This is a genomic window from Mycobacterium sp. MOTT36Y (assembly GCF_000262165.1).
GTDB classification, from domain to species: Bacteria; Actinomycetota; Actinomycetes; order Mycobacteriales; family Mycobacteriaceae; genus Mycobacterium; species Mycobacterium intracellulare.
In genome coordinates this window covers 1,635,762-1,658,071 of sequence record NC_017904.1, presented here as the reverse complement: position 1 = coordinate 1,658,071, position 22,310 = coordinate 1,635,762, and the positions used below count along the sequence as shown (strand labels likewise).

9 protein-coding genes are annotated in these 22,310 nt (G+C 68.7%); 5 read left to right on the top strand and 4 right to left on the bottom strand.

Annotation, left to right across the window (positions count from 1 at the left end):
- Window positions 1-6: 6 nt before the first annotated feature.
- Genes holA through W7S_RS07805 form a run of 3 tightly spaced genes read right to left on the bottom strand, consistent with a single transcriptional unit; the run spans window position 7 to window position 3,407 of the window.
- A complete protein-coding gene (gene holA, locus W7S_RS07815; protein WP_085976485.1) occupies window positions 7-960 on the bottom strand; it encodes a DNA polymerase III subunit delta in 954 nt (317 codons plus the stop codon).
- 30 nt (window positions 961-990) lie between these two features.
- Window positions 991-2,496 (bottom strand): ComEC/Rec2 family competence protein, encoded by a 1,506-nt coding sequence (locus W7S_RS07810; protein WP_014711139.1) that lies wholly within the window; start codon window positions 2,494-2,496, stop codon window positions 991-993.
- A 47-nt stretch (window positions 2,497-2,543) separates the two neighbouring features.
- A complete protein-coding gene (locus tag W7S_RS07805) occupies window positions 2,544-3,407 on the bottom strand; it encodes a ComEA family DNA-binding protein (RefSeq protein WP_009953600.1) in 864 nt (287 codons plus the stop codon).
- 200 nt (window positions 3,408-3,607) lie between these two features.
- Here W7S_RS07805 and W7S_RS07800 point away from each other — a divergent pair, with 200 nt between their 5' ends.
- The 3 genes from W7S_RS07800 to W7S_RS07790 are packed head-to-tail and all read left to right on the top strand — an operon-like array spanning window position 3,608 to window position 6,317.
- Window positions 3,608-4,768 (top strand): acyl-CoA dehydrogenase family protein, encoded by a 1,161-nt coding sequence (locus tag W7S_RS07800; RefSeq protein WP_008255257.1) that lies wholly within the window; start codon window positions 3,608-3,610, stop codon window positions 4,766-4,768.
- A 7-nt stretch (window positions 4,769-4,775) separates the two neighbouring features.
- Window positions 4,776-5,891, top strand: a complete 1,116-nt coding sequence (locus W7S_RS07795; RefSeq protein ID WP_014379697.1) for an acyl-CoA dehydrogenase family protein — start codon at window positions 4,776-4,778, stop codon at window positions 5,889-5,891.
- Between the two features lie 3 nt (window positions 5,892-5,894).
- Complete coding sequence (locus W7S_RS07790; protein ID WP_008255252.1) at window positions 5,895-6,317, top strand: PPOX class F420-dependent oxidoreductase; 423 nt, start codon at window positions 5,895-5,897, stop codon at window positions 6,315-6,317.
- A 93-nt stretch (window positions 6,318-6,410) separates the two neighbouring features.
- Here the strand turns inward: W7S_RS07790 and W7S_RS07785 are convergent, their stop codons facing one another.
- The gene (locus W7S_RS07785; protein WP_014711138.1) at window positions 6,411-17,435 is read right to left on the bottom strand and encodes a type I polyketide synthase; all 11,025 of its coding nucleotides are present in this window, start codon (window positions 17,433-17,435) and stop codon (window positions 6,411-6,413) included.
- A gap of 320 nt (window positions 17,436-17,755) precedes the next feature.
- Between W7S_RS07785 and W7S_RS07780 the strand changes: the two genes are divergently transcribed.
- Window positions 17,756-19,177, top strand: a complete 1,422-nt coding sequence (locus tag W7S_RS07780; protein WP_014384183.1) for a condensation domain-containing protein — start codon at window positions 17,756-17,758, stop codon at window positions 19,175-19,177.
- A gap of 97 nt (window positions 19,178-19,274) precedes the next feature.
- On the top strand, window positions 19,275-22,283 hold the full coding sequence (locus tag W7S_RS07775; RefSeq protein WP_050989373.1) for an RND family transporter: 3,009 nt from the start codon (window positions 19,275-19,277) through the stop codon (window positions 22,281-22,283).
- Window positions 22,284-22,310 lie beyond the last annotated feature (27 nt).

Genomic DNA, 22,310 nt, shown 5'->3' with positions numbered 1-22,310 from the left:
CCGGCCTCAGCGTCCGCGCTGGGCGGCTAGCTCGGCAACCTGCCTGACCGCGGATTCCAGGGCATAGTCGGCGTCCGCCACCGCCCCCTTGACGTTCGCGTTGAGCGCCGCGACCACCTGCATCGCCGCGGCCACCGTGTCGCGGGACCAATGCCGGGCCTGTTTCTGGGCCTTCTGCACGCGCCAGGGCGGCATGCCCAGCTGCGACGCCATCCGGTAGGGATCGCCCGACAGCGGTCCGACGCGGCCGATGGTGTGGATCGCCTCGGCCAGGGCGTCCGCCAGCACCACCAGGGGCTCGCCGCGCATCATCGCCCAGCGCAGCGCCTCGGCTGCTCCCTCGATGTCACCGGCCACCGCCTTGTCGGCGATGTCGAAGCCCTTCACCTCGGCCTTGCCGCTGTGATAGCGCCGCACCGCGGCGGCGTCGACGGCCCCGCCGGTGTCGGCGACCAATTGGGAGCAGGCGGACGCCAACTCGCGCAGGTCGGAGCCGACCGCGTCCAGCATCGCGGTCACGGTCTGCTCGTCGGCCTTGACGCGCAGGGCGCGGAACTCCTTGCGGACGAAGTCAATGCGTTCGCTGAGCTTGGTGATCCGCGCGCACGGGTGCACCTGGGCGCCGAGCTTCTGCAGGTCGGTGGCCAGCGCCTTGGCCCGCCCGCCGCCCGAGTGCACCACCACCAGCACGACGCCCGCCGGCATGTCGGTCGCGGCCGAAACAATCACTGCGGCAGCGTCTTTGCCCGCTTCGCCGGCGGCCTCCAGCACGACGATGCGTTCGTCGGCGAACAGCGAGGGGCTCAGCAGCTCGGCGAGCTCGTAGGTGCTGACGTCACCCGCTCGCATCCGGTTGACCGGAATGTCCGCGTCGTTGCCGGCCCGTTTCCGCGCCGACCGCAGCACGTCGGCCACCGCCCGCTCGACCAGCAGCTCCTCATCTCCCAGCACCAGGTGCAACGGCGAAACCTCGCTCACCCCATGATGGTGTCACGGCCGACCGACGATCCCGGACAGCGCCCAGGCCAGCCCGGCCAGCGCGGCCACCCCCGAGACGAGGCGGAACGGGCGCCACCGCCACAGCACGATCGCCAGCACGGTCACACCGCCGACGAGCATCGTGCCGGGCGTGCCCTCCGGGACCGGCACCGTCGCCCCGGGCAGGCCGGCCGCCCAGCGGGCCACGCCGGCCACCCACCACAACTCGGGGCCGGTGAAGCGAATGAGCAGCCGCGCGGCGGCCGGCCATACCGGGCAGAGTGCCGCGGCCGCGGTGCCCAACACCGTGATCGGCGCGATCACGGCCGCCACGACGAGGTTGGCGGCGGCGGCGACCACGCTGAACCGGCCGGAGATCGCCGCGACCAGCGGCGCGGTCACGATCTGCGCGGCCCAGGCGACGGCCAGCGCATCGGCCAGCGGCTTGGGGCAACCTCGGGCCGTCAGCCGCCGCGACCAGACCGGTGCGACGACGATCAGCGCGGCCGTGGCGAGCGCCGACAACGCGAACCCGACGTCGACGGCCAGCTGCGGGGCGACGGCAAACAACAGCAGCACCGCGGCGGCAAGGGCCGGAATGGCTTGGCGCCGACGCGAAGACAGCATTCCCGCCAACGCGATGGCGCCCATCACCGCGGCCCGCAACACGCTGGCGGTCGGTTGCACGACGATGACGAAGGCCACCAAAGCCAGCGCGGCAAGGACGACGGCCGTCCGGGGGCCGAGTAATCGGGCCGAGAACAGCACGGCGGCACACACGATCGTCACGTTGGCCCCCGACACCGCCATCAGGTGCGTCATGCCGGCCGCGCGGAAGTCACGGCCCGTGTCGCTGGACACCGCCGAGGTGTCGCCGAGCACCAGCGCGGGCAGCAGCGCGGCCTGCTCGCCGGGCAACGCCTCGCGGACCGCCGCGGAGAACCGGCTGCGCACGCCGTGCGCCACACGTTGCACGGCGCCCGCGGCGCCCATGGTCGGCCGGCCCGACGCGTTGAGCACCGCGACCGTCAAATCGCGCCGCATCGGGCGGCCGATGCGCGCGCTGAACCGCAGTGGTTGTCCCACCATCAGCCCACCGAAATCCGCGGCGCGCGCGAAAACGACCACCCGCCCGGAGATCTCGTCGTCCCGCAGGCGTTGCAGGGTGGCCCGAAACATCAACCGGGCGCTACCCAACGACACCGGGCTCTCGGTGGGGGTGACCGTGACCGCGGCGGTCATGCCGTACACCGCGGCGATCGGGTGGCGATCGACCGCGTCGGCGCGCAACGCGATCGCGAACCCGAAACCCGCCCCCACGACGCCGATCGCCGCGAGCGCGGCGCTGATCGCCCGTAACCGCGCCCCTGCAGCGGGACGGTCTCGCGCGCGCCACGCCAGCGCTGCCGAGGCGCCGATCAACACGACGCAGCACCAAGCGAGGGCGCGCCCGATCGGCCACCAGATCCCGCCGGCGGTCACCGCCCAGCAGGTCAGCGCCGGCGGCACCAGGCGCACATCGACTCGGGCGCCGGGCGGGGCACCCAACCCGGGGTGATGCACCCTCAGACACGGACCAGGGCGCGTAGCTTCTCCAGCCGCGCCGGCCCGATGCCCTCGACATCGGCGAGCTGGTCCACGCTGGTGAACCTGCCATTGGCCTGCCGCCACGCCACGATCGCGGCGGCGGTGACCGGCCCGACGCCCGGCAGCGCGTCGAGTTCCTGGACGGTCGCGGTGTTGAGGTTGACCGCCTCGCCCGCTTTCGGCTTGGCCGACCCGGGCCCCGCCCCCGGCCGAGGGGGCGGCGCTTTGGACGTGGGCGGCGATCCGGAGGCCACCGAACTGCCCAGCGCCGTCGGCTGTCCCGGAGCGGGAGCGAGACCGACCACGATCTGCTCACCGTCGCCGAGCGGTCGGGCCATGTTCAGTCCGATGGTGTCGGCGCCGTTCACCGCGCCGCCGGCGGCCTGCAGCGCGTCGGCGATGCGGGCGCCGGGCGCGAGCGTCACCAGCCCAGGGGTGTGCACCAGGCCGACGACGCTGACCACCACCGGGTGGTCCGGTTCGGCGGCGGGGCTCGCCGAGGAGCGCGGGCTCGCCGTCGCCACCTTCTCGACCGGCGGCAGCTTGGCCGACATCACCGGCGCCGGCCGGTCGCGCACCAACGTGAACACCGTGACCAGCACCGCCAGCGCCGCCACGATCGCCAGCCCGATGGCGCCCGCGCGTCCCGGGTCGGCGCGCACCTTCGCCACCCAGCCCCGATCGTCGGACGCGTCGGGCAGCCAGCGCGGCAGCAGCGAGTTCTGGTCGTCGTTCGCGGAGTCCTCGGCCGACGTCGTCCCGGAATCCCCGGCGGCCGCATCGGCATCCGGTTCGGCGCGGAGCCGCCGCTGCAGGCGCTCGGCCGGAAGTTCTGTTCGCATGGGCCGACCGTAGGTCCGCCCGCCGCCGCAACCGGCCCGGCGCAGGACGCCTCGGGGCCGATCTGTGGATTAACCCGAGGCTGTGCACAGCGCCCGCAGGGGATGGGTCAAGATGGAGGTTGAGCGAACGACCAGCATCGCCAGAAATCGGCTCTGGGTGATGGGTCGCCACGGTCACCCCGACACGACAGGAGGCTGCCATGCAACTGGCGCTCACACCCGAGGAAGCCGCGTTCCGCGACGAACTCCGCAGCATCTACACGACCAAGATCCCCCAGGAGTTGCGCGACCGGGTGCGCCAGGGCTCGGCGGAAGTGAACCGCGACGACATCGTCACCAGCCACAAAATCTTGCACGAACACGGGTTGGCGGTACCGAACTGGCCGGTCGAGTGGGGCGGCAAGGACTGGACGCCGACCCAGCACCAGATCTGGGCCGACGAGATGCAGCTGGCGTGCGTCCCGGAGCCGCTGAACTTCAACACCAAGATGGTGGGCCCGGTGATCGCCGAATTCGGTTCGGAGGAAGTCAAACAACGCTTTCTGCCCCCGACGGCCAGCCTCGACATCTGGTGGTGCCAAGGGTTTTCCGAGCCGGAGGCCGGGTCGGACCTGGCGTCGCTGCGCACCACCGCGGTCCGCGACGGCGACAGCTACGTCGTCAACGGCCAGAAGACCTGGACCACCCTCGGCCAGTACGCGGATTGGATCTTCTGCCTGGTCCGCACCGACCCCCAGGCGCCCAAGCGCCAGGCCGGCATCTCGTTCCTGCTGTTCGACATGAAGACGCCGGGCATCACGCTGCGGCCCATCAAGACGATCGACGGCGGCCACGAGATCAACGAGGTGTTTTTCGAAGACGTCCGCGTGCCGGCCAATCAGCTTGTCGGAGAAGAGAACAAGGGCTGGACGTACGCGAAATTCCTGCTGGGCAACGAGCGCACCGGCATCGCCGGCGTGGGCCGGACCAAGGTGCGCCTCGCCGAGGTGAAGAAGCACGCCGCGGCCACCGGGGTGCTCGACGATCCGTTGTTCGCGGCGCGGCTGGCCGAAGCCGAAAACGAGCTGCTCGCACTGGAACTCACGCAGTCGCGTGTAGTCACCGACTCCGCCAACGGGCAGCCCAACCCGGCCTCGTCGGTGCTCAAACTGCGCGGCAGCCAGTTGCAGCAGATCGCCACCGAACTGCTCGTCGAGGTCGCCGGGCCGGATGCGCTACCGGCCAACGGCGAAGACATCTCGTCGCCGTCCTGGGCGCAGCACAGTGCGCCGCACTACCTCAACTACCGCAAGACGTCGATCTACGGCGGCAGCAGCGAAGTGCAACGCAACATCATCGCGTCCACCATTCTGGGATTGTGAGGCAGCCATGGACTTTCAGTTGAGCGACGAGCAGTCCCTGCTCCGAGACACCACCCGCGACCTACTGGCGCGCACCTATGACCCGGAAAGCCGCAACAAGGTCATCGGCTCCGATCTGGGCTGGAGCCGCGAGGTCTGGAGCCAGCTCGCCGACACCGGGATCCTCGGGCTGGGATTCGAGCCCGACGAGTCCGGCCAGATCGAGATCGCGGTGGTGCTGACCGAGATCGGGCGCCGGCTGGCCCCCGAACCCGTCCTGCACGCCGCGCTGGGACCCGGCGCGCTGGTCGCCGAGCTGGGCAGCCAGGAACAGAAGCAGCTGCTCGACGAGGTCGCGTCCGGGCAGCGGCTGTTGGCCTTCGCCCACCTCGAACCGGGCCAACGCAGGCCGTCCGCCGCGTTGACCACCAAGGCTGCGCAGCAAGGTGATTCGTGGACGGTGAGCGGCCGTAAGAACCCGGTGCTCGCCGGGGACTGCGCCGACACCCTGGTGGTCAGCGCCGCCCTGCCCGACGGCGGCACGGGCCTGTTCCTGGTCGACGCGAGCGTCGAAAAGACTGTGACACGGCACCCGTACCGCACCTTCGACGGGCAGCGCGGCGCCCAGATCGACCTCGACTCCGCCGCCGCCGAACCTCTGGGTGAGGCGGCCGACGCGTCGGGCGCCATCCGCAACGCCATCATCCGCATCCAGTCGGCGCTGTGCGCCGAGGCGCTCGGGGCGATGGAGGAATCGCTGCGCCTGACGACCGATTACCTCAAGACCCGCAAGCAGTTCGGTGTCACGCTCAACAAATTCCAGGCGCTGACACAGCGGGCCGCCGACATGTACGTGTCGCTGGAACTGGCCCGCAGCATGAGCCTGTACGCGGCGATGTCGATCGCCGACGGCAACCTCGATCCGGTGATCGCCTCGCGGGCCAAGCTGCAGATCGGCCGCTCGGGCCGGCACATCGCGCAGGAGTCGATCCAGATGCACGGCGGCATCGGCGTCACCGCGGAATATCCGATCAGCCACTACGCCGCCCGGCTCACCGCCATCGAGCACACCCTGGGCACCTCCGGCGAGCACCTGCACAACCTGATCGACCGGCTCGGCGACTACGAGCTGGTCCGCCTCTGACCCATGGCCGAGCTGTCGGACAGGGTCATCGAGTTTCTGTCGGCCGGCACCCGCACCGGGATGCTGGGGTACGTCGCCGCCGACGGCCGGCCGCTGGTCACCCCGGTGTGGTTCGTCGTCGACGAGGGTCAGCTGGCCTTCAACACCGGCCGTGACACGTCGAAAGGGCGTGCGATAGCGCGTGATTCACGCGTCGTGATCTGCGTCGACGACCCGCACCCGCCCTACTCGTTCGTCCAGGTGCAGGGCGTGGCGACGGTGAGCGAAGACCCCGCGGACGTGCTGGACATCGCCACCCGAACCGGCGCCCGGTACATGGGCGCCGAGCGCGCCGAGGAGTTCGGCCGGCGCAACTCCTCGCCCGGCGAGCTCGTGGTGCGGGTGCGACCGACCAAGATCAACGCGGGATTCGACATCAGCGACTGAGCGCGTAACCGGCCGAACGTCGAGTTGTTGGGCCGACACGCCGGCTTTCCGCGCCACAAGTCCACGTTCGCGCCGGCGCGCCGGCGCCGGATGTTACGACGCCTCCTCGACCGGTTCCGGTTCCGCATCGGGCAGCTGGGCCACGAGATATTCGGCGAGCCCCCCGATGGTCGGATAGTCGAAGACCGCCGTCGCGTTGATGGTGAACTTGCCGCCGAACTGGCTGTGCAGCCGGTTGCGGAGCTCGATGGCCATGAGCGAATCCGTGCCCAGGTCCAAGAACCGGCTGCTCGCGGCGGGCGGCGACGCGAGCCGCAGGAAGTTCTGCACCTCGCGCTGCAGGAATTCGGTCACGAAACCGGCACGCTGGGGCACCGGAATCTCCATCAGCTGCTTGAGCAACTCGCTGTCACCGGTCACCTCCCCGGCGGCACTGGGCAACACCAGATCGAGGATCGGCGGACGCGAACTGCCCAGCACCTTCGCGGCACGCTGCCAGTTGGCCTTGAGGACGGTGGCCTGACCGGTGCCGTTCGCCACGACCTCGGCGAGGGCGCCGAGCGCGGCCGACGGTTCCAGCGGAATCAGGCCCTGCGCACTGATATTGGCGGTCGCGGCGTCCGAAGACGCCATGCCCCCTTGGGCCCAGGGACCGAAGTTGACCCCCGTGGCGGGCAAGCCTTGCGCCCTGCGCTGCGCGACCAGACCGTCGAGCAGCGCGTTGGCAGTCGCGTAGTTGGACTGGCCGGGCGAACCGAACAAACTCGACACCGACGACGACACGATGAAGAAGTCCAGCTCGTCGGCCTTCGTCAGCCTGTCGAGGTGGTAGGCGCCGATCGCCTTGGGCAACAGCGTCGTTCGGAATCGCTCCACGGTCTGCTGCGACAGCAGCGCATCGTCGAGCACGCCCGCCAGGTGCACCACACCGGCCAGCGGCGGCAACTCCGACCGGATGCGCTCCAGCAGACCCGCCACCGCGGACTCGTCGCCGACGTCGGTGGCGAAGACGTGGACGCGGCACTTGTAGCGCTCGGTGATCTCCTCGATCAGCCGTTGCGCGTCCGCACCGGGCTCGCGCCGGCTGGTCAGCACGATGTCTCCGGCACCGAGTTGGGCCAGATGCGACGCTGTGTGCAGACCGATCGCGCCAAGCCCGCCGGTGATCAGGTAGCTCCGATCGGGCCGCGGCTGCAGCGGATTCGGTATCTGGACCACGATCTTCCCGATGTGCCGCGCCTGCTGCATGCGGCGGAACGCGGCCCTCGCCTCGGTCAGGGGATAGATCTCGGCGGGCAGCGGCGTCCACTCGCCGTCGGCCAAGCCTTGCGACACCTCGGTGAGCAAGTCGCGAATGCGATCGGGTTCGGTGAACATCACCGTGTCCAATGCCACGATCTCGTAGGCGATATCGGGACGCGCCTCGGCCATCTGCTCGGGTGTCCAGATGTCGCGCTTGGCGATCTCGGCGAAGCGGCCGTTCTGGGCGGTGGCCTTCAGCGTCGCCTCGATGAACCCCTCGCTGGTCAGGGAGTTGAGGACCACGTCCACGCCGGCACCGCCGGTGTCCGCCAGGATCTGATCGGCGAAATCCGTTGTCCGCGAGTCGTAGACGCGCTTCACGCCGAGCTTGCGCAGCGTCGCACGCTTGAAGGTGCTCGCCGTGGCGAACACTTCGGCACCGAACCGCTGCGCCATTTGCACCGCCGCCAGGCCCACACCGCCGCTCGCGGCGTGGATGAGGACCTTGTCACCAGGTTTCAGCTGCGCCCAGTCGAAGGACAGCCGCACCGTCAGCGCCGCGGCGGGAATGGTGGCCGCCTCGACCGCGCTCACCCCATCGGGGATCGGCGCCAGGAACTGGGCTGGCACATTGAACCGGCTGGAGAACGCGCCCTGCATGGAGCCGTAGACACGTTGTCCCACTTCGACTCCGGTGACGCCGGCGCCCAATTGGGTGACGACGCCGGCGAAGTCGCCGCCGATCGGTCCGGGATCGCCCGGGTAGAGGCCGAGGACGTTGAGCACGTCGCGGAAGTTGAGGCCCGCGGCCTCGACCCGGACCTGCACGTAGCCCTCGTCCGGCGCGGGCACCTCCGCCTCGGTCAGCCGCAGGTTGTCGATCGCGCCGCGTTCGGTGGGCGCCAGGGCAAAGTCGCGCCCGCGTGGCACCGTGAGATGACCGCTGCGCGCCCACGGCAACAACCGCGAGGCCAGCAGCTTTCCTTGCCGCACGGCCAGTTCCGGTTCGTCGACCGGGGTGCCAAGCAGCGCGGCCAGCGCGTGCACGGCCTCGGGTGAGCCGTCGCAATCGACGAGCTTGGCGCGCAGCGCCGGTTCCTCGTTGATCGTGGTGCGGCCGAAGCCCCACAGCGCCGCCTGCACCGGTTCGACGGGCTCGCCGGATTCGGTGGCCACCGCACGCTCGGTGACGATCCACAATCCGCCGGGCAGCTTCACCTCCCCGCGTTGCACGGTGTGCACGGCGCTGAGCAGATTGGCGATCTCGGTCTCGAGGCGCGCCGTGACGTCCGCGCTCGTCTCTTCCCCGTTCGGCGCCGTGCTGCGCCAGACGACACCGGAGAATGGCAACCCGCGCTCGTGGGCTTCAGTCAGCACCTGCCCCAACGGATCCGGATCGTTGGCGCGGTCGAGCGGGATGCACCCGGGGACCTTGGCGGCCAGTTCGTCGAAGCCGGCGATCAGCCAGGTACCGGCGGGCTCGCCGGCTTCTTCGCTCGCCGGTGGCGGCACCTCGTGCCAGCCGAGGGTGTAGAGCAGCCGGGTGGCGTCCCCACCCAGGCCCCGCAGCAACGCCTCGCGCGGTGCGCGCTTGACCGTGAATTCGCGAATTCCGCCCAGGTGACGGCCATCCCGGTCCACGAAATCGAGGTCGAAGACCTGGGTTTCGCTGTTGAGCTCGCTGCTGTGCCACCTCGCGTGGCAGTAGAACCGCCGAGGCATCTTCTCCCGCAACGCCACTTGGCCGTAGCGCAGCGGCAGGAACAGATCGTTGACGCCCTGTTCGGCCGCGAGCAGCGCGGGGAAGGCCGGGAATGCGACACCGGTGCACAGGTCCATCAGCACCGGATGCATCGGTTCGCTGCCGAGTTGTTCGGCGAGTTCTTCGCCGACGAGGATGTCGCCGATCGCCTCACCCTCGCCGAGCCACAGCGACTTCAGCGACCCCGACCAGGTCGGCCCCCACGCCAGCTCCAGGTCGGCGAAGGTCTCGAACAATTCCTGCGGGCGCATGCGGTTCAGGCGCTCGATCGTTTCGTCGATCGGATCACCCTCGGATACCGGCTCGTCATCCGCGCCGGTGCCGACGGTGCCCTCGGCGTTCAGCGACCATTCGGCGCCGCGTTCACCGTACGGGCGGCTGTGCACTTGGAACGTGGACCCACCGCCGTCCTGCAGCGGGTGCAGGGTGAGCTGCACCTCGCGAGAGCTCTTCTCGGGCAGGATGATCGGCTCGTAGAAGAAGACGTCCTTCACCCGTGCCGGGGCGCCGACCGCGGCGAGGGCCATCGCCGCGTAGGTAGCCCCAGGGACGACGACGGTCCCGTAGATGACGTGATCGGACAGCCACGGCTGCGATTTGACGGACAGCCTGCTGGTGTAGACCGAGTCGCCGGAGGCGAGGTCCTTCGCGTTGCCGAGGATGCCCGAGGACGAACCGGCCCCTCCGTCGACGGCGATGCCGGACGTCTTGGGCCAGAAGCGGCGGCGCTGGAAGGGATAGGTGGGCAGCTCGAGCCTGCGACGCGGCTGACCCTGCAGCGCAGCGAAATCGGGGCGAAGCCCGCCGACGTAGGCCGCGGCCAGCGCGTCGGCGATCTGGCGCCGATCGCCAATACCCTTGCGCAGCGAGACGATCGCGCGCGGCGCGGACAGGTGCTCCGGCCAGACCTGCACCGCGGCGCCCGTCAGTACGGGTTGCGGCCCGATCTCCATCAGCACCGAGCAACCCAGGGCCGCCACCGTGCGCACACTTTCGGCGAACTGCACCGGCTGCCGGGAATGCCGACGCCAGTACTGCGCGTCCAGCGGCGTCTGGGTCGTCAGCACGGCGCCGGTGCGGTTGCACACCAGCGGCATCGTCGGGGCGGCGAACCGGAATTGCGCCGCGTACGACTCGAATTCGTCGAGCACCGGATCCAACAGTTCCGAGTGGAAGGCGTGGCTGGTCTGCAGCCACGTGCAGCGGATCCCCTCGTCACCGCACTTGGCGACGATCTGCTCGAGGTCCTCGCCCGGCCCAGACAGCACGGTGTTGGGTCCGTTGTATGCCCCGACCGACACTCGCGGGAATTCGCCGGCGGCCTGCTCGACGTGCTTGGCGTCGGCGAACACCGCCACCATGCGCCCACCTTCGGGCAGGCTGCCGAACATCCGGCCGCGCTCGGCCATCAGCCGGGCGCCGTCCTCGAGGCTGAACACGCCAGCCACACATGCCGCCGCGTACTGGCCCACGCTGTGCCCCAGCACCACATCGGGTTGGATCCCCCACGACTGCCAGAGCCGGGCCAGGCCCATCTCGACGGCGAACAGCGCCGGCTGCGCAAAGGACGTGTGCCGCAGCCTTTCTCCGGCTTCGCCTCCCGTTTCGCGATCGGTGGCGAACAGCACCTCCAGCAACGGATGCGGCAGGATCTCGCCGACCGCGTCGGCACAACGTGTCACGGTGTCGGCGAAAACCGGCTCGGTGTCGAACAATTCACGCGCCATCCCCGGGTACTGGCTGCCCTGGCCGGTGAACAACCAGGCCGTCGTCGGGTGGTGGGTGTGCTCGCCCCGCACGACGCCGGGTCGCAGGCGGTTCTCGGCCAATTCGGCCAGCGCCTCGCGCGCACCCTCGACCGAGTCCACGACCAGCGCGGCGCGGTGTTCAAAGTGCGAGCGGCCCGTTCCGGCGGTGAGGCACACCTCGGCGAGATCCGCGTCCGGGTGGGTGGTCAGCCACTTCTGGTAGCGCCGCGTCAACGCCACCAGCGCTTCCGGTGACCGCGCGGACAGCGCCAGCACGCTCGGCTGTCCATCCCGGGCCCGGTCCGTCGACTCCGTCGCGTCGTCGTCGACAGGGTGCCGGTCGGCGGAGGCGGCTCTCGCCGGCGCCTCCTCGACCAGCACGTGCGCGTTGGTGCCCGTGAACCCGAAGGAACTCACCCCGGCGCGCCGCGGTCTGCCGTTGGCCCGCCACGGCATCGCCGTGTCCACGACCCGCACCGGCAGCGAATCCCACGGGATGTGCGGCGACGGCTCGTCGAAGTGCAGGCTTTGCGGCAGGACCTCGTGCTGCAGCGACAACACGACCTTGATCAAACCGGCTGCGCCGGAAGCCGATTCGGTGTGCCCGATGTTGGTCTTCACCGAGCCCATCAACAGCGGCCGGTCCGCGTCGCGGGCATCCCCGTAGGCGGCCGCGGCCGCCTGTACCTCGATCGGATCACCGAGCGGGGTGCCCGTCCCGTGCGCCTCGAGATAGTCGACGTCCCCGCCCGTCAGGCCGGCGCGAGCCAGCACCGAGCCGATAAGCCGTTGCTGCGCACCGCCATTGGGCACCGTCAGGCCGCTGGACGCCCCGTCCTGGTTGACCGCGCTGGCGGGGATGACCGCGCATATCCGGTCGCCATCGCGCTCCGCGTCGCTCAGCCTCTTCAGTACGAGAATCCCGCAGCCCTCGCTGCGCACGTAACCGTCGGCGGAGGCGTCGAAGGTCTTGCAGCGCCCGACGGGCGAAAGCATCCGCGCGCGGGAGGCCGCGACGACCGTCACCGGACTCAGCAACACGTTCACGCCGCCGGCCAGCGCCATGTCGCAGTCACCGGAATGCAGCGCCTGGCAGGCCTGGTGGACGGCGACCAACGCCGAGCTGCATGCGGTGTCGATCGCCACCGCCGGTCCTTCCAATCCCAGCGCGAAGGCGACCCGGCCGGAGATGGCGTTGAGCGCGTTGCCGGTGATGAAGTGGGGTTCGATCTTGTCGATCGACTCCGAGGACAACAGGTGCGCATATTCGTTGGCCGCCACGCCCACGAAAATCCCGGTTGGGCTGCCGCGCAAGGCGGCCGGCGCGTACCCCGCCCTTTCGAGGCCCTCCCACACCGTTTCGAGCATCAGCCGCTGCTGCGGCTCGATCCAGACGGCCTCGCGGGGTGAGATGCCGAAGAATTCGGGATCGAACCCGTCGATTTCGTCGAGGAAGCCGCCGAACCGCGTGTAGGTCTTGCCCGCTGCGTCCGGATCGGGGTCGTAGAACTCGTCGATGTCGAAGCGGTCCTCGGGGACCTCGCGGATCGCATCGACCCCGTCGGACAGCAACTCCCAGAACGCTTCCGGGTCGGGTGCGCCGGGGAAGCGGCAGGACACCGCGACGATCGCGATCGGTTCATCCGTGCGCGTCGTCACGACCGATGCCGGCTGCGGTCTCGGTTTCGGCGACCCCGGGTCGCCGAGTTCGAGCACGTCGCGCAGCAGGTAGTCGGCCACGTCGGACAGCCGTGGGTGGTCCATCGCCAGGGTGGCCGGGATCTCCTTGCCCACGCCCTGTTCGATGCGGCGCCGCAATTCGACGGCCATCAGCGAATCCATGCCGAGATCGAAAAAGCCTGCGTCCTCCCGGATCTCCGCGGCATCGACGCGCGTCACCTCCGCCACCGCGTCCCGCAGGTAGTCGGTCAGAAGTTTCTTGCGCTGCTGCACCGGGGCGCCGGTGAGCCGCTCCACCAACGGGGTCTTCCCCGCGACGATCGCGGACGGCCCCGCCGTACTCGTCAGCCCGGGCACCTCGCGTTCCAACTCCGCCAGGAACGCCCGCCTGCCCGCCTGCTGATAGAGCGGCAAGAAGCGGGCCCAGTCGATGCGGGCCACCACACCCTGCACGAGGCCCTGCCCCGCCGCAGCGGCCACGGCATCGGCCAGACCCGCGAGCGCATCGGCGGGAGACAACGTCCGGACTCCGCGCTGATCGAGTCGGGCGCGGGATTCCGCGTCGGCCATGCCCGCCGACCACGGCCCGAAGTTGACGCTGACGGCGAAGATGCCCTGCCCGCGCAGGCGCCAGGCCAGCGCGTCGAGGAAGGCGTTCGCGGCGCCGTAGGCGGTCTGGCCGAATCCGCCCCACACCGAGGCGATCGAGGAGGTGCTGATGAAGAAGTCGAGATCGAGGTCGGCCGCCGCCTCGCTCAGATGCCAAGCGCCCCAAACCTTGCCGGCGAAGACGCGATCGATCTCGGCGTCCTGCAGCGCGCTCAGCGGCGTGGTGCCGATCTCGCCCGCGGCGTGCACGATGCCGGCCAGCGGTGGCAGCTCGGCCTGAACGCTTGCCAGCAGGCGTGCCACGTCGTGCGCGTCGGCGACATCGGCGGCCACGACGCGGATTTGGCAGCCGTGCTGTTCGCCCAGGGCGTTGATGCGCTGTTGCGTGGCATCGCTGGGATCGCGCCGGCTGGTCAGAACCAGATGCCGGGCGCCATTCGCGGCCAGGTGGCCGGCGATCTCCAGTCCGATCGCGCCCAGCCCGCCGGTCACCAGATATGTTGCGTCGCCGCGCAGGTGCAGCGGTGTCCCGCTCGGCGGCGCAGAGCGCCGCGCCAACCGGGGTGTGTAGACCGCCCGATCACGCAGCGCGAGCTGGTCTTCCCGGACGGCCGAGCCGTGCGGCGCGGCGATCCGGTCGACGAGCGCAGACCATTCGTCGGCCGCGTTGTCGCCGCCCTCTGACAGGTCCGCGAGTCCGCCCCACACGTGCGGGAGTTCCAGCGAGGCGGCTCGGCCGAATCCCCACAGGCAACTCTGATGCGGCGCCACCGTGTCCGTGTCGGCGACGCGCTGCGCGCCGCGGGTCACGATCCAGATGGGGCCGCGCAGTTCGGCGGCCACCGCCGCCCGAAAGACCCGCCGCGTTCCGCCCAGGATCCGGTGTTGCATCCGCAACAGTGACCGCATCGACGGTGTGGCCCCGGCTTCCAGGGCCGCGACATGCACGATGCGTAACGTCGCATCCTCGGTTGCCGCAGCGCGCAACGTTTCCGCGAGCCGTTCCTCGTCGGCGTCGGACGCCGGCAACCCGACCACTTGGTGCGGTTCGTTGCGCGCGGCCAGCAGGTCGACCAACGGCGGGACCGCGTCGGCATCGTCGGAGACGACGATCCAGCTGCCTGCCTGGTCCACGTCGGCACCGGAGAGCGGAGAGGTTGACCTGTCCCAGCGGATCTCGTAGCGGTCGTCCGCGATGGACCGGGTCGTGCGCTGTTGATTGTGTTGCGCCGCAAGCTTGGTGAGCACCTGCAGGGTGTGCTGGTCGTCGCTCGCACCGCCGAGCAGGGCGGCGAGTTCCTCGATTCGGCCGTCCTCGAGCAGGCGGACGGCTTCGGTTCGCGGTCCGCCGGTGTCCCGGGGTTGCTCGGGGCGCTCGCGAGCGTCCCGGAACCAGTATTGACGGCGCTCGAACGGATAGGTGGGCAGGTCGAGCTTTCGCGCGTGCGGCCGCCGCAAGGCGGCGAAATCGGGCAGGTGGCCCAGCACATACGCGTCGGCGACCGCTTCGGTGATCTGGCGGTGGTCAGCGGTATTGCGCCGCAGCGACGTGATCACCCGGGGCGCGGTGGCCGGGTCGGGCCACGCGCCGAGGGCCGCGGCGGTAAGGACCGGTCGCGGGCCGATCTCGAGCAGCAGTTTGCAGTTCATCTCGGCAAGCGTGCGCACGCTCTTGGCGAATTGCACCGGCTGGCGCGCGTGCCGGCGCCAGTAGGCACCGTCGAGCTTCACGCTGCGACCCAGCGCGGTTCCGGTGCGGTTGTCGATCAAAATCCGTTGCGGCGCAGCGAAGTCGAATCCTCCCGCATACGCCTCGAATTCGTCGAGGATGGGGTCCAGGAGCGCCGAGTGGAACGCGTGACTGGTGTCGAGCCAGTCGCACCGGACACCATCGGCCGACAATGCGGCCACCGCGCGTTCCAAATCGGCTGCCGGACCGGACAATACGGTGTTGGCGCCGTTGTAGGCGGCCACCGACAGGCTGGGAGACTCGTCGGTCAGCCGCTCGACCCGCTCGGCCGCGGTGAACACCGCGACCATCCGGCCACCGGAAGGCAAGCTGCCGAACAGACGGCCGCGTTCGGCCATCAACAGCGCGCCGTCCTCGAGGCTGAGCACGCCCGCGACGCAGGCCGCAGAGTACTGGCCGACGCTGTGGCCCAGCACCACGTCGGGCTCGAAGCCCCACGACTGCCACAGCCGGGCCAGGCCCAGCTCCACGGCGAACAAGGCCGGCTGCGCGTAGGAGGTCTGCTGCAGCGTCGCTTCGCTGTCCGGGCTGTCCACATCGAAAACGACGTCCAGCAACGGCTTTTCGAGAATGTCGGCGACGGCAGCGGCGCAACGATTCAGCGTCTCGGCGAACACCGGCTCGGTGTCGAACAACTCCCGGGCCATGCCGGGGTATTGGCTGCCCTGACCGGTGAACAGCCACGCCGTCTTCGGTGTGTCATGGGATTCTCCGCGATACAAACCGGGCGCCGGGCGCTCCTCGGCGAGCGCGCCCAGCAGCTCCATGGCGGATTCGCGCGAATTGACTACCAACGCGGCCCGGTGCTCCAGGTGCGCCCGCCCCGCCCCGGCGGTAAAGCACACGTCCGCCAGGGTGGCCTCCGGGTTCGCGCCCAGCCAGGCGCGGTATTCATCGGCGAGCCGCATCAATGCGGCGGGCGTTCGGGCCGACAGCGGAAGGATGCTGAACCGCCGGCCCCCGGGCGCATCGACCGGGGCCGGTGCCGCGGGGGCCGATACCGCCTGTTCGGGCGCTTCCTCGACAATGACGTGAGCGTTCGTCCCGGCGAAGCCGAATGAGCTGATCCCCGCAATGCGCCGTTGTCCGTTGCGTTTCCAGGGCGTGGCCTCCTTGACGACTTCCACCGCCAGCCGATCCCAGGGGATGTGGGGCGACGGGTTCTGAAAGTGGAGGTGCTGGGGCAGCAGCTCGTTCTCCAGGGACAGGATCACCTTGATCACGCCCGCGATGCCCGCGGCCGCTTCCAGGTGTCCGATGTTGGTCTTCACCGACCCCATCAGCAGGGGCTGGTCGGGTTCGCGCCCGGCCCCCAGCACCGCTCCCGCGGCCTGGGCCTCGATGGGGTCGCCGAGCGATGTCCCGGTGCCGTGCGCTTCCAGGTAGCCGACATCGCGGGGCTCGAGGTCGGCACGCTTGAGCGCGTCGGCGATGACCCGTTGCTGGGCAACCCCGTTCGGAACCGTCAACCCACCCGAAGCGCCATCCTGGTTGATCGCGCTGCCGCGGATCACCGCCCGAATCCGGTCCCCGTCGCGCAACGCGTCCTCGAGGCGCTTGATCACGATGACGCCACATCCCTCGCCGCGCACGTAGCCGTCGGCGGCCGCATCGAATGTCTTGCACCGACCGTCGGGCGCGAGCATGTGTGCGCTGGAGAACGTGATCATGGTGGCCGGGGTGAGCAGGACGTTGGCGCCGCCGGCCAGCGCGAGGTCACATTCGCCGAGGCGCAGGGCCTGGCACGCCTGATGGATGGCCACCAGCGACGAGCTGCACGCGGTGTCGACGGCGACAGAGGGACCCTGCAGCCCCAACCGATAGCTGATCCGCCCGGCCGCGGCGGCGTTGGACGTCCCGATGGCCATGTAGGCCTCGATCTCGGGATAGGTCAGCTCGTCGGAGGCCATTCCGAGGTAGTCGTGCGTGGCCAAACCGACGAAGACACCGGTGTTGCTGTCAGCGAGATCCGTTGGTGCGTAGCCCGAATGCTCGACCGCGCGCCACGCCGTTTCCAGCAAGATCCGGTGCTGCGGGTCCATCAACCTGACCTCGCGCGTCGACAAGCCGAAGAACGGGGCGTCAAACCCCGTTACGTCGTCGACGAAGCCCGCACGGCGGGTGACGACCTTGCCCGGCGCACCAGGCTCGGGGTCGAAGAATTCATCGGCATCCCACCTGTCCTGCGGCACTTCGGATATCGCATCCCGGCCGTGCCGCAAGACGTCCCAGAACTCATCCGCGTCGGCGGCGCCCGGAAATCGCGCCGCATAACCCACGATCGCAAAACCCGATGCCGATTCCCCCAGACCTTCGACGGATGCCATGCGCTTGTCCTCTCTTGGCCGGTCAAGATCGATCCGCGCGGGGGCCCAGTTGCACTCGGAGAATCATGTCCTTTAGGCCAGCACCGCGTGTGCAGCGCCGCACTGCGCAGCGACAGCCGGCGCGGCCGCCGCCCTGCGTCCCCGCCCGGCCGCACGATCGCCACAACTCGATCGCCGCAACTCGGTCGCCAAAGACCGGTCGGATCCGTGAGCGAGTGTAGGCGGTGGCCCGCGCACGGCTGCGACGGCGATCACTTCGAGGGTTATCTTGGTCGCGACGCCAGCGTGCCGCGGCAGTTCAAACCGAGGAGGACGAAGTTTTGCGCATCGGGAAGATAACGATCGGCTCACTCGATGATTGGACGCTGACGCCGGGCTCGGTCACCTCATGGCACCCGACCGCCGCGGCCGCCGAAAAGGCACGACAAGCCCCGGTCAGCTCGGTGCCGGTCAGTTACATGCAGGGCCAACACCTTCGCAACTACCGCGACCGCACGGCCGCCGGGCTGAATTTCTCACGGCAGATCATCGCCACCTGTGAGGTCGCCGGGACGTGCGACATCGCCGCCATGAACCACGCCGTCAACACCTACCTGCGCCGGCACGACACCTTCCGCAGTTGGTTCGAGGACACCGGTGACGGGGAGTTCATCAGGCACACCATCGGCGATCCCGCCGACATCGAATTCGCGCCGGTTGAACACGGCGAGATGACGGCTGAGGAAATTCATGCTCACGTGGTGGCCATACCGAATCCGCTGGAATGGGGCTGCTTCACGTTCGGAATTATCCAGAGCGAGAACCATTTCACGTTCTTTGCGGCCATGGATCATGTCCACGGGGACGCGACATTGATCGGCACCACGATGATGGAGGCCAACGGCATGTACACGGCGTTGAGCGGGGGCGGTGAGGCCCTTACTCTTCCCGATGCCGGCAGCTTCGACGATTTCTGCATCCGCGAACGCGAATACACGTCGACGTTGACTCTTGATTCGCCTGAGGTGCGCGCGTGGATTGACTTCGCCGAGAACAATAATGGGGGCTTTCCCGAATTTCCGCTGCCGCTGGGTAACCCGCAGGAATCCAGTAGGAGCGACATGACGTCCGAACTGTTGATGGACGACGCGCAGACGGAGCGATTCGAATCGGCCTGCGCGGCGGCCGGCGCGCGCTTTGTCGGGGGCCTGTTCGCCTGCCTCGCCCTGGTGGAGCACGAATTCACCGGCGCCCTGACGTATTACGGTCTCACTCCCCGGGATTCACGCAAAGCCACCGACAATTTCATGACGCAGGGTTGGTTTACCGGCTTGATTCCGATCACCGTGCCGATAGCCGCCGCCTCTTTCGGCGACGCCGCATGGGCGGCGCAGGCTTCTTTCGATAACAGCCTGGACATGGCAAAGGTGCCCTACTACCGCGTGTTGGAACTGGCGCCGTGGCTGAGCTGGCCGCAGCCAAACTTTCCGGTGTCGAACTTCTTTCACGGCGGCGCCGCCCCCCTCAACGCCATTCTTGCCGCCGCCGACCTGGGACTCGCAAACAATATCGGGATCTACCCGGACGGCCGGTATTCACATCAGCTGACCATTTACATATTCCGGTACGGCGAGGGCACGGTCATGGCGATTATGCATCCCGACAACCCGGTCGCCCGGAAATCGGTTGTCCGCTATATGGAAGCGATGAAGTCGGTCTGTGTGCGGGTCGCCGGCAGCGGGAGCTGGGGGCGCGTCGCGTAGCGTGGAGCACTTCGATGGCACGTGATGCGAAATCGCGTGGTTTGACCGGGCCCGGTCGAGGGCGGCTGAGTTGCCGCCGACCGGGGGTGAGGGCGGTATGCGACGGCTAGCCGATTTTGTGGTGCGGTGGCCCTGGGCAGTGATCGGGATCTGGGTCGCGATTGCGGTCGCGCTGCCGCTGACCTTCCCATCGCTCGGCGAGATGGCCGAGAAGCACCCGCTCGCCATCCTGCCCAGCGACGCGCCATCGAGCGTCACGGCCCGAAAGATGACCGAGGCGTTTCACGAGTCGGGCTCGGAAAACCTCCTGCTGGTGGTCCTCACCAACGACAAGGGTCTGGGCCCGGCCGACGAAGCCACCTACCGCACACTGGTGGACACGCTGCGCCAGGACACGCGAGATGTGTTGATGCTGCAGGATTTCGTCAGCACACCGGCCCTGCGCTCGGCCGTGACCAGCAAAGACCGCAAGGCCTGGGTGCTCCCGGTCGGCGTTGCGGGCGAGCTGGGCACTCCCAGCTCGTATGCCGCGTTCAACCGGATCGACGGCATCGTCCAACGCGTCGTCACGGGCACGCCGCTGACGGTCAACCTGACCGGCCCCGCGGCGACCGTCGCCGACCTCACGGTCGCCGGCGCTCGGGATCGGATGCCCATCGAGCTGGCGATCGCGGTTCTGGTGCTCGTCGTCCTGCTGGTGATCTACCGCAGCGCGGTCACCATGCTGCTGCCGTTGCTGAGCATCGGCACATCCCTGGTCATCGCCCAGGCGGTGGTAGCGGGCTACTCCCAACTGACCGGGTCGGGCGTCTCGAACCAGTCCGTCGTCTTCCTCAGCGCCATAATGGCCGGCGCCGGAACGGATTACGCGGTCTTTCTCATCAGCCGGTATCACGACTATTTGCGGTCGGGTGCGAATTCCGATGAGGCGGTCCGGCGTGCGATGTTCTCGATCGGCAAAGTGATCGCCGCATCCGCCGCCACCGTCGGCATCACGTTTCTCCTCATCAGCTTCGCCCGGATGGGCGTGTTCAAAACGGTCGGGGCGTCGGCGGCGATCGGGATCGGTGTGGCATTCCTCGCCGCGGTGACGTTGCTGCCGGCCATCCTGGTGCTTGCGGGGCGACGCGGCTGGGTCGAACCCCGGCGCGAACTGACCGCACGATTCTGGCGGCGTTCGGGCATCCGCATCGTACGGCGACCGAAGGTCAATCTGATTGCCAGTGTGCTGGTGTTGATCGTCCTGGCCAGCTGCGCCGGCCTGGTGCGCTACAACTACGACGATCGCAAGGCCCTGCGGACTTCGGCGCCGAGCTCCATCGGGTACGCCGCGCTGGATCGCCATTTCCCGGTGAATCAGTCCATTCCGCAATACATCCTGGTCCAATCGCCACATGACCTGCGCACGCCCAAGGCCCTCGCGGACCTGGAACAGATGGCGGACCGGGTCAGCCAACTGCCGAATGTCGCTGCCGTCAGCGGCATCACGCGCCCGACCGGCAATGTGCCGGAACAATTCCGGGCGACGTATCAGGCCGGTGCCATCGGCACCCTGCTGGCGGACGGGTCCACCCTGATCAAAGATCACACAGGCGACCTCAACCGGTTGGTCGCCGGCGCGGGCACGCTGGCCGACAACCTCGGCAACGTGCGAGGCCAGGTCGTCCAGCTCGCCGCGAGTGTGCAGGAACTGGAGAGCGCCTTCGCGTCGGCGAAGAACCAGTACAGCGGCGACGCGCTGGTGAAACAGGTCGACCTCACGGCCCAGCTCGTCGACCATGTCAACGCGATCAGCAATTCCATGGGTTGGAACTTCTCGGCGGCCAAGAACGTCTTCGCCTGGATAGGCCCGGTGCTGGCGGCGCTGCAGGGCAACCCGCGATGCGATGCCGATCCGTCGTGCAGCGACACCCGCGGGGCGTTCGAGCAACTGGTCGGCCCGCAAAACCAAGCGGACCTCGATGCGATCAACGAGTTGGCCCATCGACTGCAGGAGTCCCCGGACAAACGGACGCTCAAGGCGTCGACCGACCGCGTGCGCGCCTCGCTGGCCAAGCTCACCAAGGTGTTGCACTCCATGGGGTTGGACAAACCCGGTGGCATGCAAACGAATCTGAACACTGTGCAAGACGGCGCGAACCGATTGGCCGGTGGCAGCCGCCAGGTGGCCGACGCCGTTGCTCAACTCGTCGACCAACTCAAGCAGCTCGGTAGCGGACTCAACGAGTCGGCGGCGTTTCTGTTGTCACTGAAACGCGATGCGGCACATCCGGCAATGGCCGGGTTCAATATCCCGCCCCAGCTGCTGCAATTGGAGCAGTTTCAGAAGGCGGCCAAGGTCTTCATTTCGCCGGACGGCCACTCGGTGCGGTATTTGGTTCAAACCAAACTGAATCCGTTCAGCACGGAAGCCATGGATCAGGTCAACGCGATCATCGCGGCGGCTCGTGGAGCGCAGCCGAATACCGCGTTGGCGGACGCCACCGTGTCGATGGCCGGATATACCGTCGCGCTGAAGGACACGCGTGACTACTACCAGCACGATATCCGGTTCATCATCGCGGTGACGCTCATCGTCGTCCTTTTAACCTTGATCGCCCTGCTGCGCGCGGTTGTCGCGCCGCTGTATCTGGTTGCTTCCGTGGTCATTTCGTATTTGTCGGCGGTGGGCATCGGCGTGCTGGTATTTCAATATCTATTGGGCCAGCAATTGCATTGGAGTGTGCCCCCGCTGGCATTCGTGGTGTTGGTCGCGGTGGGGGCCGACTACAACATGCTGCTCGTCTCGCGAATGCGCGAGGAGTCTGGACACAGCATGCGTTACGGCATCATCCGGACGCTGGGCTCGACGGGCGGCGTGATCACCGCGGCGGGTCTGATCTTTGCGGCCTCGATGTGTGGCCTTTTGTTCTCCAGCATCAGCACCGTGGTCCAGGGCGGTTTCGTGATCGGGGTGGGCATATTGCTGGACACCTTCTTGGTGCGCACCATCACCGTTCCCGCCATCGCCGCGCTGGTCGGACGGGCGAACTGGTGGCCGTCACAGGGGGGCGTGCCGTCGCCAAAACCGTCACTGGATGGACGCGCCGAGCCGCGGCCCGGTTAGCACCTGCACATGATGTATGTGAGACTA

Bases quoted from the DNA above. Each gene is read 5' to 3' on its own strand.
- W7S_RS07800 (WP_008255257.1), top strand. From the start codon at position 3,608: ATGCAACTGGCGCTCACACCCGAGGAAGCCGCGTTCCGCGACGAACTC.
- W7S_RS07795 (WP_014379697.1), top strand. From the start codon at position 4,776: ATGGACTTTCAGTTGAGCGACGAGCAGTCCCTGCTCCGAGACACCACC.
- W7S_RS07805 (WP_009953600.1), bottom strand. From the start codon at position 3,407: ATGCGAACAGAACTTCCGGCCGAGCGCCTGCAGCGGCGGCTCCGCGCC.
- W7S_RS07790 (WP_008255252.1), top strand. From the start codon at position 5,895: ATGGCCGAGCTGTCGGACAGGGTCATCGAGTTTCTGTCGGCCGGCACC.
- W7S_RS07775 (WP_050989373.1), top strand. From the start codon at position 19,275: ATGCGACGGCTAGCCGATTTTGTGGTGCGGTGGCCCTGGGCAGTGATC.
- W7S_RS07785 (WP_014711138.1), bottom strand. From the start codon at position 17,435: ATGGCATCCGTCGAAGGTCTGGGGGAATCGGCATCGGGTTTTGCGATC.